At 65.7% G+C, this 13414-nt stretch carries 15 protein-coding genes; 6 read left to right on the top strand and 9 right to left on the bottom strand.

The window, feature by feature from the left end:
* Together AC1D34_RS21865 and AC1D34_RS21860 are read right to left on the bottom strand one after the other, a co-directional pair.
* A partial coding sequence (locus tag AC1D34_RS21865) for a TPM domain-containing protein (protein ID WP_476825297.1) occupies window positions 1-760 on the bottom strand: 760 nt, incomplete at its 3' end.
* Window positions 761-850: 90 nt separating this feature from the next.
* Window positions 851-1459, bottom strand: a complete 609-nt coding sequence (locus AC1D34_RS21860; RefSeq protein WP_441508247.1) for a LemA family protein — start codon at window positions 1457-1459, stop codon at window positions 851-853.
* 166 nt (window positions 1460-1625) lie between these two features.
* On the opposite strand from AC1D34_RS21860, the gene ggt reads away from it, so the two are divergent.
* Window positions 1626-3398, top strand: coding sequence for a gamma-glutamyltransferase (ggt, locus tag AC1D34_RS21855; protein ID WP_476825296.1), 1773 nt, complete (start codon window positions 1626-1628; stop codon window positions 3396-3398).
* Between the two features lie 137 nt (window positions 3399-3535).
* On the opposite strand, the gene AC1D34_RS21850 is transcribed toward ggt, so the two are convergent.
* The 3 genes from AC1D34_RS21850 to AC1D34_RS21840 form a co-directional block, all read right to left on the bottom strand.
* Window positions 3536-3802 (bottom strand): hypothetical protein, encoded by a 267-nt coding sequence (locus AC1D34_RS21850; protein ID WP_476825295.1) that lies wholly within the window; start codon window positions 3800-3802, stop codon window positions 3536-3538.
* 60 nt (window positions 3803-3862) lie between these two features.
* Window positions 3863-5086, bottom strand: coding sequence for a dual-specificity RNA methyltransferase RlmN (gene rlmN / locus AC1D34_RS21845; RefSeq protein ID WP_476825294.1), 1224 nt, complete (start codon window positions 5084-5086; stop codon window positions 3863-3865).
* A 102-nt stretch (window positions 5087-5188) separates the two neighbouring features.
* A complete protein-coding gene (locus AC1D34_RS21840) occupies window positions 5189-5782 on the bottom strand; it encodes an invasion associated locus B family protein (RefSeq protein ID WP_476825293.1) in 594 nt (197 codons plus the stop codon).
* Between the two features lie 243 nt (window positions 5783-6025).
* Here AC1D34_RS21840 and AC1D34_RS21835 point away from each other — a divergent pair, with 243 nt between their 5' ends.
* On the top strand, window positions 6026-7000 hold the full coding sequence (locus tag AC1D34_RS21835) for an NADPH:quinone oxidoreductase family protein (protein ID WP_441508244.1): 975 nt from the start codon (window positions 6026-6028) through the stop codon (window positions 6998-7000).
* Between the two features lie 7 nt (window positions 7001-7007).
* On the opposite strand, the gene AC1D34_RS21830 is transcribed toward AC1D34_RS21835, so the two are convergent.
* Complete coding sequence (locus AC1D34_RS21830; protein ID WP_069878622.1) at window positions 7008-7382, bottom strand: YkvA family protein; 375 nt, start codon at window positions 7380-7382, stop codon at window positions 7008-7010.
* A gap of 177 nt (window positions 7383-7559) precedes the next feature.
* Here AC1D34_RS21830 and AC1D34_RS21825 point away from each other — a divergent pair, with 177 nt between their 5' ends.
* Complete coding sequence (locus AC1D34_RS21825) at window positions 7560-8345, top strand: SDR family NAD(P)-dependent oxidoreductase (protein WP_441493305.1); 786 nt, start codon at window positions 7560-7562, stop codon at window positions 8343-8345.
* Window positions 8346-8540: 195 nt separating this feature from the next.
* Here the strand turns inward: AC1D34_RS21825 and AC1D34_RS21820 are convergent, their stop codons facing one another.
* Entirely contained in the window at window positions 8541-9167 is a 627-nt protein-coding gene (locus tag AC1D34_RS21820) for a septation protein A (protein ID WP_441493304.1), read from the bottom strand.
* Window positions 9164-10399, bottom strand: coding sequence for a signal recognition particle-docking protein FtsY (ftsY, locus tag AC1D34_RS21815; RefSeq protein WP_441493303.1), 1236 nt, complete (start codon window positions 10397-10399; stop codon window positions 9164-9166). Before ftsY ends, AC1D34_RS21820 begins: the two co-directional genes overlap by 4 nt.
* Before the next feature lie 71 nt (window positions 10400-10470).
* Between ftsY and AC1D34_RS21810 the strand changes: the two genes are divergently transcribed.
* From AC1D34_RS21810 to AC1D34_RS21800, 3 genes are all read left to right on the top strand, one after another.
* Window positions 10471-11256 (top strand): RluA family pseudouridine synthase, encoded by a 786-nt coding sequence (locus AC1D34_RS21810; protein WP_476825292.1) that lies wholly within the window; start codon window positions 10471-10473, stop codon window positions 11254-11256.
* A 63-nt stretch (window positions 11257-11319) separates the two neighbouring features.
* Entirely contained in the window at window positions 11320-11958 is a 639-nt protein-coding gene (locus AC1D34_RS21805) for a DUF6875 domain-containing protein (RefSeq protein WP_441493301.1), read from the top strand.
* Window positions 11958-13121, top strand: coding sequence for a GNAT family N-acetyltransferase (locus AC1D34_RS21800; protein ID WP_441493300.1), 1164 nt, complete (start codon window positions 11958-11960; stop codon window positions 13119-13121). The genes AC1D34_RS21805 and AC1D34_RS21800 overlap by 1 nt, the downstream gene beginning before the upstream one ends.
* On the opposite strand, the gene AC1D34_RS21795 is transcribed toward AC1D34_RS21800, so the two are convergent.
* Entirely contained in the window at window positions 13122-13412 is a 291-nt protein-coding gene (locus AC1D34_RS21795; RefSeq protein ID WP_043237017.1) for a 4a-hydroxytetrahydrobiopterin dehydratase, read from the bottom strand. It abuts the gene before it with no gap.
* Window positions 13413-13414: the final 2 nt, after the last annotated feature.

Here is a 13414-nt window from a genome sequence, read left to right as displayed (position 1 = left end):
AAGCACCGCCGCCGCCGGACGAGCCCCCGCCGCCTGAAAAGCCGCCGCCCGAACCCRAACCCCAGCCGCCGCCACCGCCCCAGCCGGAACCGGAACCCGTCCCCCAGCCGGAGCTGGTCGGCGGCAGCGTCACCCAGCGGCCATCGCGCATCCGGTGTCCGCGCCCGCCGCCTTGCTGGTTCAGCCCACGCAGGATGCTGACCACGACGATGAAGATGAAGAACATCACCAGGATGACGGCAACATCCTCCCCAAAGCTGCTCTCGTCACTGCGGACGGTCGCGCGGCGCTGCCATTCCTCGGCATCTCCAGCCAGAATGCTTAGGATCGCGTCGACGCCGCCCTCGATGCCGCCGGCAAAATCACCCGTCTTGAATTTCGGTGCCACCGCGGTGGTGATGATGACCTTCGAGAGCGCGTCCGTGAGCGCGCCCTCCAGCCCATAACCGACCTCGATGCGGACCTTGCGCTCGTTCGGCGCGACGAGCAGCAGCACGCCGTTATTCCTGGCCTTCTCGCCGAGCTGCCAGTGCCGGAACAGGCGATTGCTGAAATCTTCGACGGCGTAGCCTTGGAGCGACGGCACGGTCGCAACCACGACCTGATCGCTGGTCTTGGCCTCATGGGCCTGCAGCTTCTGCTCGATGCGGCTGCGCGCCGCGGCATCGAGCAGATTGGCGTTGTCGACGATGCGGCCGGTCAGGGCAGGAAAATTGGGATCGGCCGCAAGCGCGAAGCCGGCCCAGAGCAGGACAAGCAACAGGGAGAGATAACGGAGAACCCCTCTCCCTTCTGGAAGAGGGGCTACCCGACCTGTTCGGTGAGCGAGCCGGGGCACCCCGGGGCCCGCTTAGAACTTCACCTCTGGCGGCTTCTCCGCGCCCGCCGCCGCGGAGAAGGTTTCCATCGCCTTGGCGCCCCAGAACAGCCGCGCCCAGATCACGCCGGGGAAGGTGCGGATCTCGGTGTTGAAGCTCTGCACCGCCTGGATGTAGTCGCGCCGGGCTACCGCAACACGGTTCTCGGTGCCTTCGAGCTGCGACTGCAGGGCGAGAAAGTTCTGGTTCGACTTGAGCTCAGGATAGCGCTCGACCGTGACCAGGAGCCGTCCCAGAGCGCCCGTCAGGGCATTCTGCGCATCCTGATACTCCTTGAACTTCGCGGGATCTGTGATGGTCGACGCGTCGACCTTGACCTGCGTCGCCTTGGCGCGCGCCTCGATCACCTGGGTCAGCACCTCGCGCTCCTGCGAGGCATAGCCCTTCACGGTCTCGACCAGATTGGGGATCAGGTCGGCGCGGCGTTGATACTGGTTCTGGACCTCGCTCCAGGCCGCTTTGGCCCTCTCCTCGAGTGTCGGCACATTGTTGATACCGCAGCCCGCGAGCATAAGGCCGAAGAGGGTGACGGCCGCAAGCGCAAGGCTGCGGCGACGAACGGTGGAGAGCGCGAACGACATGTCGATGCCCCTTTTGGCAATGATCGAGCGATCGATTCGGAGCTTAGCGCTCCGCTCGAGCGGGTGAAAGGCAGCTCGTACAATCACCCGTTGCGTTATCCGGGCCTTGCACCGCAGCCMTTCCACTGCTGGGATGGGCGTCAGCCTGCAGCGGGAGATCGCCAGAATGAACCTCTCCTTCTCCACATCACGCGCCGCCGGACGATCAACCCTCCTTGCGCTAGCCGCAGCCAGTGCCCTTTTGGCGGGAGCAGCGGCCTCACAGCCCCTTGCACCCGCGCCCGAAGCTGCGACCGGCCRCATCGCCAAAGCCGTCGGCACCGCGCAGCGCTACATGGCGGCGGCCGCCAATCCGCTCGCTGCCAGCGCCGGCCGCGAGATCCTGCGCGCCGGCGGCAGCGCGACCGACGCTGCGATCGCGATCCAGCTCGTTCTCAATCTGGTCGAGCCGCAGAGCTCGGGCATCGGTGGCGGTGCCTTCTTCGTGCACTGGGATGAGGCCGGACGAGCACTCGTCACGCTGGACGGCCGCGAGCGGGCTCCCCAGGCAGCCAGGCCCGACCGCTTCATCGGCGCCGACGGCAAGCCGATGAAGTTCATCGACGCCGTCGTCGGCGGCCGATCGGTCGGCGTGCCCGGCACGGTCAAGCTGCTGGAGGAGGCGCATAAGCGCTGGGGCAGACTGCCCTGGGCCACCGTCATGGCCCCCGCGATCAAGCTGGCGGAAGAGGGCTTCACCATCTCTCCGCGCCTCAACGGCCTGCTTTCCGGTGAGACAAATCTCGCAAAGGACCCGCGCGCCGCCGCCTATTTCTACGACCCGGACGGCAAGGCCAAGGCGGTCGGCACGGTCCTGAAGAATCCGGCCTTCGCCGCAACGCTTCGTGCCATCGCCGAGAGAGGGTCCGACGCCTTCTACTCCGGGCCGATCGCCGAGGACATCGTCTCGACCGTGACCGGTCACAAGACCAACCCCGGCGATATGACGCTCGCCGATCTGCAAGCCTACAAGGTCGAGGAGCGAGAGGCCGTCTGCGGCTCCTATCGGGTCTGGCGGATTTGCGGCATGGGGCCGCCGAGCTCCGGCGCGATTGCCGTCCAGCAGATGCTCGGCATTCTCGAAACCCAGAACATGGCCCGGCTCGGCCCTTCTGCCGACAGTGCACACTGGTTCAGCGAGGCAGGTCGCCTCGCCTTCGCCGATCGCGCGCTCTTCCTCGCCGACCCGGCCTTCGTCAGCGTGCCCGTCAGCGGCTTGATCGACCGCGATTACATCCGATCGCGCGCCGGGCTCGTCAGCCCCGACAAGTCGATGGGCCGCGCCAAAGCCGGCGATCCTCCCAACAAGCGGGCCCAGCTCTTTGCCCCCTCGGACGGCATCGAGAACGGCACGAGCCATATCTCGGTGATCGATGCAGACGGCAACGCGGTCTCAATGACCACGACGATCGAGGATGGCTTCGGCTCGCGGCAGATGACCAAGGGCGGCTTTCTGCTCAACAATGAGCTGACCGATTTCAATTTCGCTCCGGAGGAGGAGGGCAAGCCCGTCGCCAACCGCGTCGAGGGCGGGAAGCGCCCGCGTTCGTCGATGGCGCCGACCCTGGTGTTCGATGCCTTTGGCCGCCTCTACGCCGTGGTCGGCTCCCCCGGCGGCAGCCAGATCATTGGCTTTGTCGGCAAGACGCTGGTCGCCCTGCTGGATTGGAAGATGGATCYGCAAGCCGCCGTCGACTTCGCCAATTTCGGCAGCCGCAATGGCCCCACCGAGCTTGAAAAGGGCACTGAGGCCGAGGCCTGGAAGACAGCGCTCGAGGCCAAGGGCCATGAGGTCAGGCTGCTGGAAATGACCTCGGGCATCCAGGCGATCGTCAAGACCCCTGAAGGCTTTGTCGGGGGAGCCGATGGCCGGCGCGAGGGCGTGGCGATCGGCGACTAAAGCATCGGCCCGAARAGTGGATTGCGGTTTTCGGRAWAGCCGATGCAAACACAGAAGGTTAGATCATCGGACCGGATACGATATCCGGTCCGATGATGTAGCGGGTCCGGCACATCATGCCCGGGCGAATCCGGGCCTCATCGGCTTCGGAGTGTCTCGGGTCGGCGGATAAGCCCGCTGCGAATGCGAAAGAGCTCGGAGCCGATAGCGACGAGCGCGACCGGTGCGACCATGATTGCAAAGCCCAGCCGGCCGAGCAGCGTGAAGGCAGCTTCCGCCGTGGGGCCGGGATCGAAGCCGCTCTCGGCCTGGGCGAAGAGCGCTGTGAGCAGACGCTCGAAGCCGCCGCCGATCAGCAGGGCGATGTCAGGCGAAACCACGCTGGCGATGAGCAGGGCAAACATCCCCGATCCCATCGCAACGAGCAACGCGAATGGAATCAACAGCAGCCAACGCAGCATATGTCAGCCCGCCAGCGCCGCAGCTTCGGCCTCGCTCTGCTCCAGCATCAGCCGGGCACGCGCCGAGAGCTTTTCAGTCTCGCTCTTGAGCTGGCCGCAGGCGGCGAGGATKTCGCGCCCGCGTGGCGTACGCACCGGCGAGGCATAGCCTGCGCGGTACACGATCTCGGAGAAGCGCTCGATCCGGTCCCAGTCAGAGCATTCATAGCGCGTGCCGGGCCAGGGATTGAACGGGATCAGGTTGATCTTGGCCGGAATGCCCTTGAGCAGCCTGACGAGCTCGCGCGCCTCGGCATCGCTGTCGTTGACGCCCTTCAGCATCACGTATTCGAAGGTGATGCGCTTGGCGTTCGACAGGCCGGGATAGTTGCGGCAAGCCTCGAGCAGGTCGCGGATCGGATACTTCTTGTTCAGCGGCACCAGTTCATTGCGCAGGTCGTCGCGCACGGCATGCAGCGAGATCGCCAGCATCGTGCCCATCTCCGCGCCGAGCGCTTCGATCTGCGGCACCACGCCGGAGGTCGAAACCGTGATGCGGCGACGGCCGAGTGACAAGCCCTCATTGTCCGAGATCACGTCGATCGCATCGCGGACGCCGTCGAAATTATAGAGCGGCTCGCCCATGCCCATGAAGACGATGTTCGAGACGAAGCGGCCACCATCATTCGGCACGAAGGCACCCTCGGGCGGGGTGCGCCCGGGGAAGTCGCCGAGACGATCGCGCGCCACCATCAGCTGCGCCACAATCTCCTCGGTGGTGAGGTTGCGCACCAGGCGCTGCGTACCGGTGTGGCAGAAGGTGCAGCTGAGCGTGCAGCCGACCTGGCTCGAGACACAGAGCGTGCCGCGGTCGACCTCGGGGATATAGACGCATTCGAACTCGGCACCACGATCGCGTGCACCGACCGGAGGCATCCGCAACAGCCATTTGCGTGTGCCGTCGCTTGAGACCTGCTCGGCCGTTACCTCCGGCAGATCGAGCGTGAAGCGCTCGGCCAGCGCGGCGCGCAAGACCTTGCTGATCGTCGTCATCGCGGAGAAATCGCGGACGCCGTAATGATAGATCCAGTTCCAGAGCTGGCCGACGCGCATGCGTCGCTCCTTCTCGGAAACGCCGATTTCAGCCAGCGCATCGGACAGGCCGGCGCGTGTGCGCCCGACCAGCGAGGCAGGTCGCAAAACGGGTTCGGCCGCCGGAGCGGGGGAAGCAGGGACGGACAGGGACATCGGAACTCGGGCTCAAGCGGGCATCATGCGCCCGCGCTCGGCGGGCTCATATCATAATCCGCATAAAGCGCGAAATCGGCGGAAATGCGCCGCCTGCCGGCGCTACTTGCAGGCGTCTTCGGCGCGCTTGACGATCTGGTTGAGACCGGCGAGCGAATATTTGTCGCTGGTCGGATTGCCGCGTTTCGACATGCCCTTGACCTCGAGGCTCGCGCCCTTGCGCAGCGCGTCGAGCATGCGGCCTTCCTCAGCCGGGTTCTTGAGCCACATGTTCTGGCCCTTTGCGACGAGCGCGAAGCGCTCATTGCCGATGATCGCCTGATGCTCGACATCTTCCTTGAGGTCGAAATTCATCACCAGGCTGATCTCGTTGCGCACCCCTTCGGTCGGGCGGCTGGAGACGAAGAGCATGCCTTCGACATCCTTGAGATTGGCGGGAATGCGGGTTTCCGCCTTGGAAAGCGCGTAGCAGACCTTGGATCGCCCCTGCTGCGACGAGAAAGCCTGCCACTTTCCGGCAGTCTCGAGCAGCATCGCCTGGGCCTGGCCCGAAGCCGCAGCGCGTTGGGCCGGAGCAGGCGCTCGCTGCGCCTGGGCCGGGGAAATCAGAAACGGCAAAGCCAGCGCGATCAGCGCCGAAGCCAGTTTCGCATGCCGGGTGGCGGTGACGCCGGTTCGGAAGTAGTTGAGAATCATCGACCGCCATCAATCAGCAGAAATGTTAACAGCATCTCTATTTCCGAAGCATTTTGCGCGGAATCTCAAGAATGCCTGAACCATAGGATGTCACGATCCTGGCGAAAATGCGAATATGACGCTGCCGCGAACAAGGTTCCGTCCGCACCGGGGCCGTGGCACAATCCGCCGGGAAACAGGCGGTGACCAGCGTTGTCCGGATGGTATCGCGGGCACAAGCCAGGCTGAGGACGGTGCGACGAGATGAAAGCACTGCTTTGCGAGACCCACGGGCCGGCAGAAAACCTGGTGATCCGTGAACTGCCCGATCCGAAGCCGGGCCCAGGCGAGGTCGTCATCACCGTCAAGGCGGCGGCGCTGAACTTCTTCGACACGCTGATCATCCAGAATCGCTACCAGACCAAGCCGCCCCTGCCCTTCTCGCCAGCAGGCGAATGCGCGGGCATCATCAGCGCGATCGGCCGCGATGTCGAAGGCTGGCGCATCGGCGAGCGTGTCGCCGTATGGCTCGGGCATGGTGGAGCGCGTGAAAAGGTCGCGGTCTCCTCCCGGGCGATCGTGCGCGTGCCGGATACCCTTGATGACGCGCAGGCCGCCGGGCTCTTCGTGACCTATGGCACCGCGATGCACGGTCTCATCCAGCGCGCCGGGCTCAAGGCCGGCGAAACACTGGCCATTCTCGGCGCAGGCGGCGGCGCCGGCCTGGCCGCCGTCGAGATCGGCGCCTTGCTCGGCGGCCATGTCATCGCCTGCGCCTCATCGCCGGAGAAGCTGGCGCTGGCACGTGAACATGGCGCCCAGGAGGAGATCGACTACAGCATCGAGGATGTGAAGGCGGGCCTGCGCCGCCTGACGGAGAATCGTGGCGTCGACGTGCTCTACGACACGGTTGGCGGCGATCTCGCCGAGCCGGCATTGCGCGCCATGGCCTGGGAGGGGCGCTACCTCGTTGTTGGCTTTGCCGGCGGCGCGATCCCGAAGATTCCACTCAACCTGCTGCTCCTCAGGAGCTGCGACCTGCGCGGCGTGTTCTGGGGTGAGTTCGTCGCGCGCGAACCGGCGGCGCATCGCCGCAACATGGAACGACTGCTGGAATGGGCCGCAGCCGGGCGCATCAGCGCCCATGTCCACGCCACCTTCCCGCTCGAACGCGCTGCGGAAGCGTTTGCGATGATCGGGGATCGCAAGGCGCAGGGCAAAATCGTCCTGACGCCCTGAACGGGGCTCAAAGCCCCGCCAGCGTGTCCTGCGCCTTCTGGCGATGCTCCGGCGTGATCGACCCCGCGACCGCGGCGATCGCAGCCGCCATCACGGCCGCATCGTCGCTAAAGCCAAGGATCGGCATGATGTCGGGAATCGCATCGATCGGCAGCACGAAATAGCCGAGCGCGGCCAGCAATGTCAGCCGGACACGCCGGGGCGTCGCCGGATCGCGGGTGCAGAAATAGGCTGCCAGCAGATCCTCGGCAAAGGGGATGCGCTTGGCGACCCGCTTGAGAAGGCTCATCAGATCGGCGCCGAAACGCGCTTCGTCGCGCAGGCTCCGCCGGATCGCCGCCATCTCTTCGGCGCTGAAACGCGAACTGAAACCCTCGCTCATTCCTCACTCCGTGGAAGGACCTGAAAACCCCGGCCCAGTGCGGAATACACATTTCCCACGCCGAAAATGTGGCCCCGGACGCAAGGCTGCACAAGGGTTGCGCCAAGAATCGTCCTTGGAGCGGCCGATGGCGCGGATTAAGGCTGGTCCAGCCATTTTTGCGAACAGGGACCTGACATGAAGCTCGATTCGTCCATCGCGGCCGTCGTCACCGGCGGCGCGTCCGGCCTCGGCGAAGGCACCGCACGCATGCTCGCCTCCCAGGGCGCGAAGGTCGCCATCTTCGACATGAATGCCGAGCGCGGCAAACAGGTGGCGAGCGAAATCGGCGGCATCTTTGCCCTTTGCGATGTCTCGAACGATGCCTCGGTCGACGAAGCCCTGCTCACGGCTCGTCAGGCGCATGGCATCGAGCGCATCCTGGTGAATTGCGCCGGAATCGCCCCGGGCCGCCGTGTCGTCTCGAAGAAGCGGGAGACCGGCGAACTCGTGGCCCACGACCTCGCGACCTTCGAGAAGACGCTCGCCGTCAATCTCGCCGGCACTTTCCGCATGATCGCACGCTCGGCGCTCGCACTCGCCGCGGAGCCACCGGTCACGCCCGATGGCGGGCGCGGAGTCTTCATCTGCACGGCTTCGGTCGCGGCCGAGGATGGCCAGATCGGCCAGGCGGCCTATTCCGCCTCGAAGGGCGGCATTGTCGGCATGACCCTACCGATCGCGCGTGACCTCGCCCAGCTTGGCATCCGCGTCATGACGATCATGCCCGGCCTGTTCGAGACTCCGATGTTCGCGTCGGTACCGGACGACTATCGCCAGGCGCTGGAAGCCTCGATCCCGCATCCCTCGCGCCTCGGCCGCCCCGCCGAATATGCCGCGCTGGTCAGGAGCATCGTCGAGAACGACATGCTGAACGGCACGGCAATCCGCCTCGATGGCGCGATCCGGCTGGCACCGAAATAGCGCGCTGCGTCAAATAATCCTGAAGACCTTGCACCCGTCTTGTCGCGGTAGAGGTCCCACCGCATCGCGTCGCCGCCTCGTGCTTACGCCCGAGGCTCAAGGGAGCGCGGCGCAGAACATGGCGCCAGCCTCTTCATCGCTGGCGGACGAGGCCACAACGCAGCGGGCAGCCGTGCCGCCCCTTGCAGGGACGCCCTATTTTCCGGGCGTCGCTGGCGGCTTGATCTCATGCTTCAGGATCAGCGGCGTCTGAGCCAGGGCAAAGGCCATGGTCAGCGGCATCACGCCCCAGACCTTGAAGGCGACCCAGAAATCCTGCGTCTGCGTACGCCAGACGATCTCGTTCAACGCGGCAAGGACGAAGAAGAACAGGCCCCAGCGGAAGGTGAGCTTGCGCCAGCCCTCCTCGTCGAGCTGCAGGACAGTTTCGAGCACCAGCGCCAGCAGCGAACGCCCGAAGAACAGTCCGCCAAGCAGGATGCAGCCGAACAGCGTGTTGACGATGGTCGGCTTCACCTTGATGAAGAAGGCATCGTCGAGCGCCAGCGTCAGCCCACCAAAGACCGTCACCACGACCGCGTTTACGATCGCCATGCGCGGCAGATGGTGGAGCAACACACGCGACAGGGCGAGCGAGACAAGCGACGCCACGATGAAGATGCCGGTCGCAACAAAGATGCGCCGGTCTTCGGCGACGCCGAACAGGCGGTCGCCATAGGAGTTGGCGAAAAAGAAGATGGCCAGCGGCCCGAACTCGAGGCCGAGCTTGAGCAGCGGGTTAACGCCCTTGTCCTTAGTCGTCTCGGCCAGACTCTCGCTCACGCGGCTTCTCCCAATCCAGCAACCGCTCGTGCAAAATCACGTGCGGAGAATGGTTCCAGATCCTCGACACTCTCGCCGACGCCGATGAAATGCACCGGCAAGCCAAACTGGGCGGCGAGCGCCACGAGGATGCCGCCACGCGCCGTGCCGTCGAGCTTCGTCATCACCAGCCCGGTCACGCCAGCCGTCTCGCGAAAGGCCTCGACCTGCGAGATCGCATTCTGGCCCACCGTCGCGTCGAGCACCAGCAAGGCTGCATGCGGCGCCTCCGCGTCGAGCTTGCGGATCACCCGCACCACTTTGGCGAGCTCGTCCATCAACCCTGCCTTGTTCTGCAGCCGGCCGGCCGTGTCCACGAGAAGGATATCGACCCCGTTGGCCCTGGCTTTCTGCAGCGCCTCAAAGGCCAAACCCGACGCATCCGCACCCTGCTGACCAAATACAACCTCCGCACCCGTGCGCTCGCCCCAGACCTTGAGCTGCTCGATCGCAGCTGCGCGGAACGTATCGCCCGCAGCGAGCATCACCGACTTGCCTTCGGCACGGAATTTCGCAGCCAGCTTGCCGATCGTCGTCGTCTTGCCGGAGCCATTAACCCCGACCATCAGGATCACGAACGGCTTTTTCGTGGCATCGATCGTCAAGGGGTGCGCCACCGGCGTCAGAATGCTCTCGACCTCGCGCGCCAGGATGGCCTTCACCTCCTCCGGCTCGATCTGCTTGTCATAGCGTCCCTCGCCCACCGCCTTGGCGACGCGCGCCGAGGTGGCGAGGCCAAGATCGGCCTGGATCAGGATGTCTTCGAGATCCTCCAGCGTCGCGGCATTGAGCTTGCGCTTGGTGAAGAGCTCCGTGATGCCGGTGGTCAGCGCCGAGGAGGTACGGGAGAGCCCGTCCGCCAGCCTGCGCCACCAGCTGCGCTTCGGCTGCGGCGCCGGGCTCGGCTCCGCGGGCTGTCCGGATGCCATGGGCGAAACCGGCGCGGGCGCGGGTTCGGGCTCCGGTTCGGCTTCAACCTCCGGCGTCGCGATCGGCAAGGGCGCAGCCTCGCCGATCAGCAGATCGGGGGCGATTGGGGCATCGGGTACAGCGTCAGGAGCCGGCTCGGCTGCGGCATCCGGCAAATCCGGGGAGGGCTCGGCTGCGCTCTCAGGAGCGGGCTTGGACTGTTCCTGCTCCAGCCCGAACAGCCTCGAAAAGAAGCCGCGCTTTTTCGGTTCGCTCTCGCTCATCACTCGTCCCGTCATCCTGCAGGCCAGGCGCCCGAGTTGCGCCACACCGCTGGTTTGGATAGCGCAATGCCATGAGCAGACCGGATCAACCAGCAATTTCGCGCGAGACCCCAGAAGCCGCCCTGCCGGTGCCACTGCTCTATCGCGACGCGATGATGCTGGTGATCGACAAGCCCGCCGGCCTGCCCTCGCATCGCGGCCCGCAGGCAAAGCGCCGCGTCATTCCCGTGCTGACCGATTATCTCGACGCCCTGCGCTTTGGTCTGCCGCGACGGCCAGAAGCCGCCCACCGGCTCGACAAGGATACGTCCGGCTGCCTCATCCTCGGCCGCCACCCACGCGCAATGGCCGAGCTCAACCAGCTGTTCCGCGACGGCCGCATCGACAAGACCTATTGGGCTATCGTCGAGGGTGCCCCGCAGRACGACGAAGGCATGATCGATCTGCCCGTCGCCAGGCGCTCTCCCGAACGCGGCTGGTGGATGAAGGTCGACCCGGAGGGATTGCCTTCACAAACCCGTTATCGGGTTCTGGGTCGCGCGGAGGGTTTGACATGGCTCGAACTCGAGCCGCTCACCGGCCGCACGCATCAATTGCGGGTGCATTGCGCGGCCTCCGGCTGGCCGATGCTGGGCGACGAAGTCTACGGCTCGGCGCCGCGGGACGGCGGACCTGGACTCCAGCTCCATGCCCGCGCTGTCAGCGTTCCGCTCTATCGCAAGCGCGAGCCGGTCAGAGTCGAGGCGCCCCCGCCTTCGCACATGCTGGAGGCGCTTGGGCGCTGCGGCTGGAGCAAATCTTTCGGGAATCCTAACGCCGCTGTCGAACAGGGCGAACCGTCATCAACCCTTCGCTAATTTGAGCTTGCTATCGCTAGGGAACAGCAACCGGAGCGTGCATTGATGCCGGAGACAGCGACCTTGAGCAGCAGAGCCAGCCCCGATGGGCTCATGACGCTCGAAGCTGCACGCCAATCCGCGCGTGAGGCCGCCCCGGATGCACCACTGGCGACATTGCTCTCCTGGGTCGAAGACTATCTGATGAGAGGTCATGCCGATCTCGGCAGGACCGGCGCCGTCTGCCCCTTCACACGCCAGGCGGCCCGGCTCGATACGGTCCGCCTCGGCATTTCCAATCAACGCGCCACGCATGAGGATGCGGCCTTCGCCCTGGTTCGGAGCGGTTTCGGTGCACTCGACGCCATCCCCTGCAAGGCCGGCATGCAGCACTTCCGCACGGTGATCATCGGCTTTCCGAAATGCGACAGCCCGGACGGCATCGCCATGCTCAAGCGCGTCCAGGACCGTCACAAATTCTACTCGCTGCGGCGCAACCGCATGATCGGGCTGATGCATGCGACGTCGGAGGCGCCAGGCCTCTGGAATTCGGATTTCCGGCCGCTGCGCGCGCCTCTGCCTGTCATCGCCATCCGCCACATGGTCGAGCATGACGCGCCCTTCGCGGCCAGGCACCCCCTGCTGCTCCTGCCCTATCTCGCCCGCTTCCCGATCACAGGGTCGAGGCGGCTGATCGCGCATCTGCGCGCCGGAGCCCAATGATGAGCAAGCGGCGGGAAGGCTCCGAGATCGGCGGAGCCGTGACGACAGAGGTCATAACCGAGCGCGATGGTTTCCTCGCACTCCAGCCGGAATGGGACGCGTTCTTTGCACGTGCGGCCCTGCCGCATCAGGTCTTCCAGAGCCACGTCTTCCTGAAGCACTGGGCCGCGCATTATCTCGAGGGGCATGGCCGGCTCAGTATCCTCATTGCACGCCGCCACGGTGTCCTTGCGATGATCTGGCCACTCGTCCGGCAGCGCCGCTGCAGCCTCGAGACGCTCCGCTTCATGGGCATCCCGGTCGCGCAGTTCGGTGACATCCTCGTCGAGCCCGGCCCCGACCGCGATACTCTGGTGCGGGCAGCATGGCGCGCCGTGCGCGCACTGGGCGCCGATCTGTTCGAGGCGCGCAAACTGCGAGCAGACTCCATTCTCGCCGCCTCCGGCCTGCTCGGTGAAGCGATGCCGATCGAGCAGCTCAACGCCCCCTTTGCCGATCTGGTCTGGCGGGTCGGCACGAACGGCCCGAGCAGCGCCTACCCGGCCCGCGAGCGCTCGAATTACCGTCGGCGCCTGCGCCGGCTCGAGGAACGCGGCACGATCAGCTTCGAGGCGCCGCCGCCCGGTCCCGCCGCCGCAGCCCTCGCCGGCGACGCCGTGGCGTTCAAGCAAGCCTCGCTGCTGCGCCATGGCACCGTCGCGCCGACGATCGACGATCCTCGCTTCGCGGCCTTCTTTCGGGATTTTGCCGGAGATGCGGACGGGGGGAGTTCGCTGCGCGTCTCCGCAATATGCTGCGATGGCGCCCCGGTCGGCATCGACCTCTCGCTTGACTGCAAGGGCCGCAGCTTCGGCCATGTCCTCGCAGCCCATCCCGATTTCGAGCGGGGCGGCGTCGGCAGCATCCTGATTCATCACAGCTTCGCCAGCGCCAGGGCACGCGGCAATGCCGTGTTCGACCTGCTGGCCCCGTCGGATGCCTACAAGCTCGAACACGCCGACGGGCAGACCGGTGTCAGCGACCTCCTGCTGCCGCTCTCCCTCAAGGGGCGGCTCGCCTGCAGCGTCGGTTTCCAACGCTTGCGGCCCGTTTTGAAGAGCGCGGCCAAGCGACTTCCACCCGGTATTGCGCGCCGTGTCGCGATCTGGGGCAGGGCTGGCTGATCAGCCGGCCATGGCGTCCATGGCGCGGGCGAGCTTGACGTCGAGCTCGGTCAGCCCGCCGGCATCATGCGTAGCCAACGTCACCTCGACCGTCTTGTAGACATTCGACCATTCCGGATGATGGTCCATCCTTTCGGCCAGGAGCGCGACGCGGCTCATCCAGCCGAAGGCCTCATTGAAATCATGGAAGATGAAGCGCTTAGCGATGGCCTCACGACCCTCGACCAGTTTCCAGCCCACCAGCGTCATGAGCGCTTCGTTGCGAGCTTCGGCACTCAGTCGCTTGCGCATGA

This window comes from Allobosea sp. P1_A7, from assembly GCF_056406775.1.
This window is presented reverse-complemented; position numbering and strand designations above follow the sequence as displayed.

Bases quoted from the DNA above. Each gene is read 5' to 3' on its own strand.
- AC1D34_RS21850 (WP_476825295.1), bottom strand. From the start codon at position 3,802: ATGTTTGCCCTGCTCATCGCCAGCGTGGTTTCGCCTGACATCGCCCTG.
- AC1D34_RS21860 (WP_441508247.1), bottom strand. From the start codon at position 1,459: ATGTCGTTCGCGCTCTCCACCGTTCGTCGCCGCAGCCTTGCGCTTGCG.
- AC1D34_RS21835 (WP_441508244.1), top strand. From the start codon at position 6,026: ATGAAAGCACTGCTTTGCGAGACCCACGGGCCGGCAGAAAACCTGGTG.
- AC1D34_RS21830 (WP_069878622.1), bottom strand. From the start codon at position 7,382: ATGAGCGAGGGTTTCAGTTCGCGTTTCAGCGCCGAAGAGATGGCGGCG.
- AC1D34_RS21840 (WP_476825293.1), bottom strand. From the start codon at position 5,782: ATGATTCTCAACTACTTCCGAACCGGCGTCACCGCCACCCGGCATGCG.
- AC1D34_RS21825 (WP_441493305.1), top strand. From the start codon at position 7,560: ATGAAGCTCGATTCGTCCATCGCGGCCGTCGTCACCGGCGGCGCGTCC.
- AC1D34_RS21800 (WP_441493300.1), top strand. From the start codon at position 11,958: ATGAGCAAGCGGCGGGAAGGCTCCGAGATCGGCGGAGCCGTGACGACA.
- AC1D34_RS21795 (WP_043237017.1), bottom strand. From the start codon at position 13,412: ATGCGCAAGCGACTGAGTGCCGAAGCTCGCAACGAAGCGCTCATGACG.
- ftsY (WP_441493303.1), bottom strand. From the start codon at position 10,399: ATGAGCGAGAGCGAACCGAAAAAGCGCGGCTTCTTTTCGAGGCTGTTC.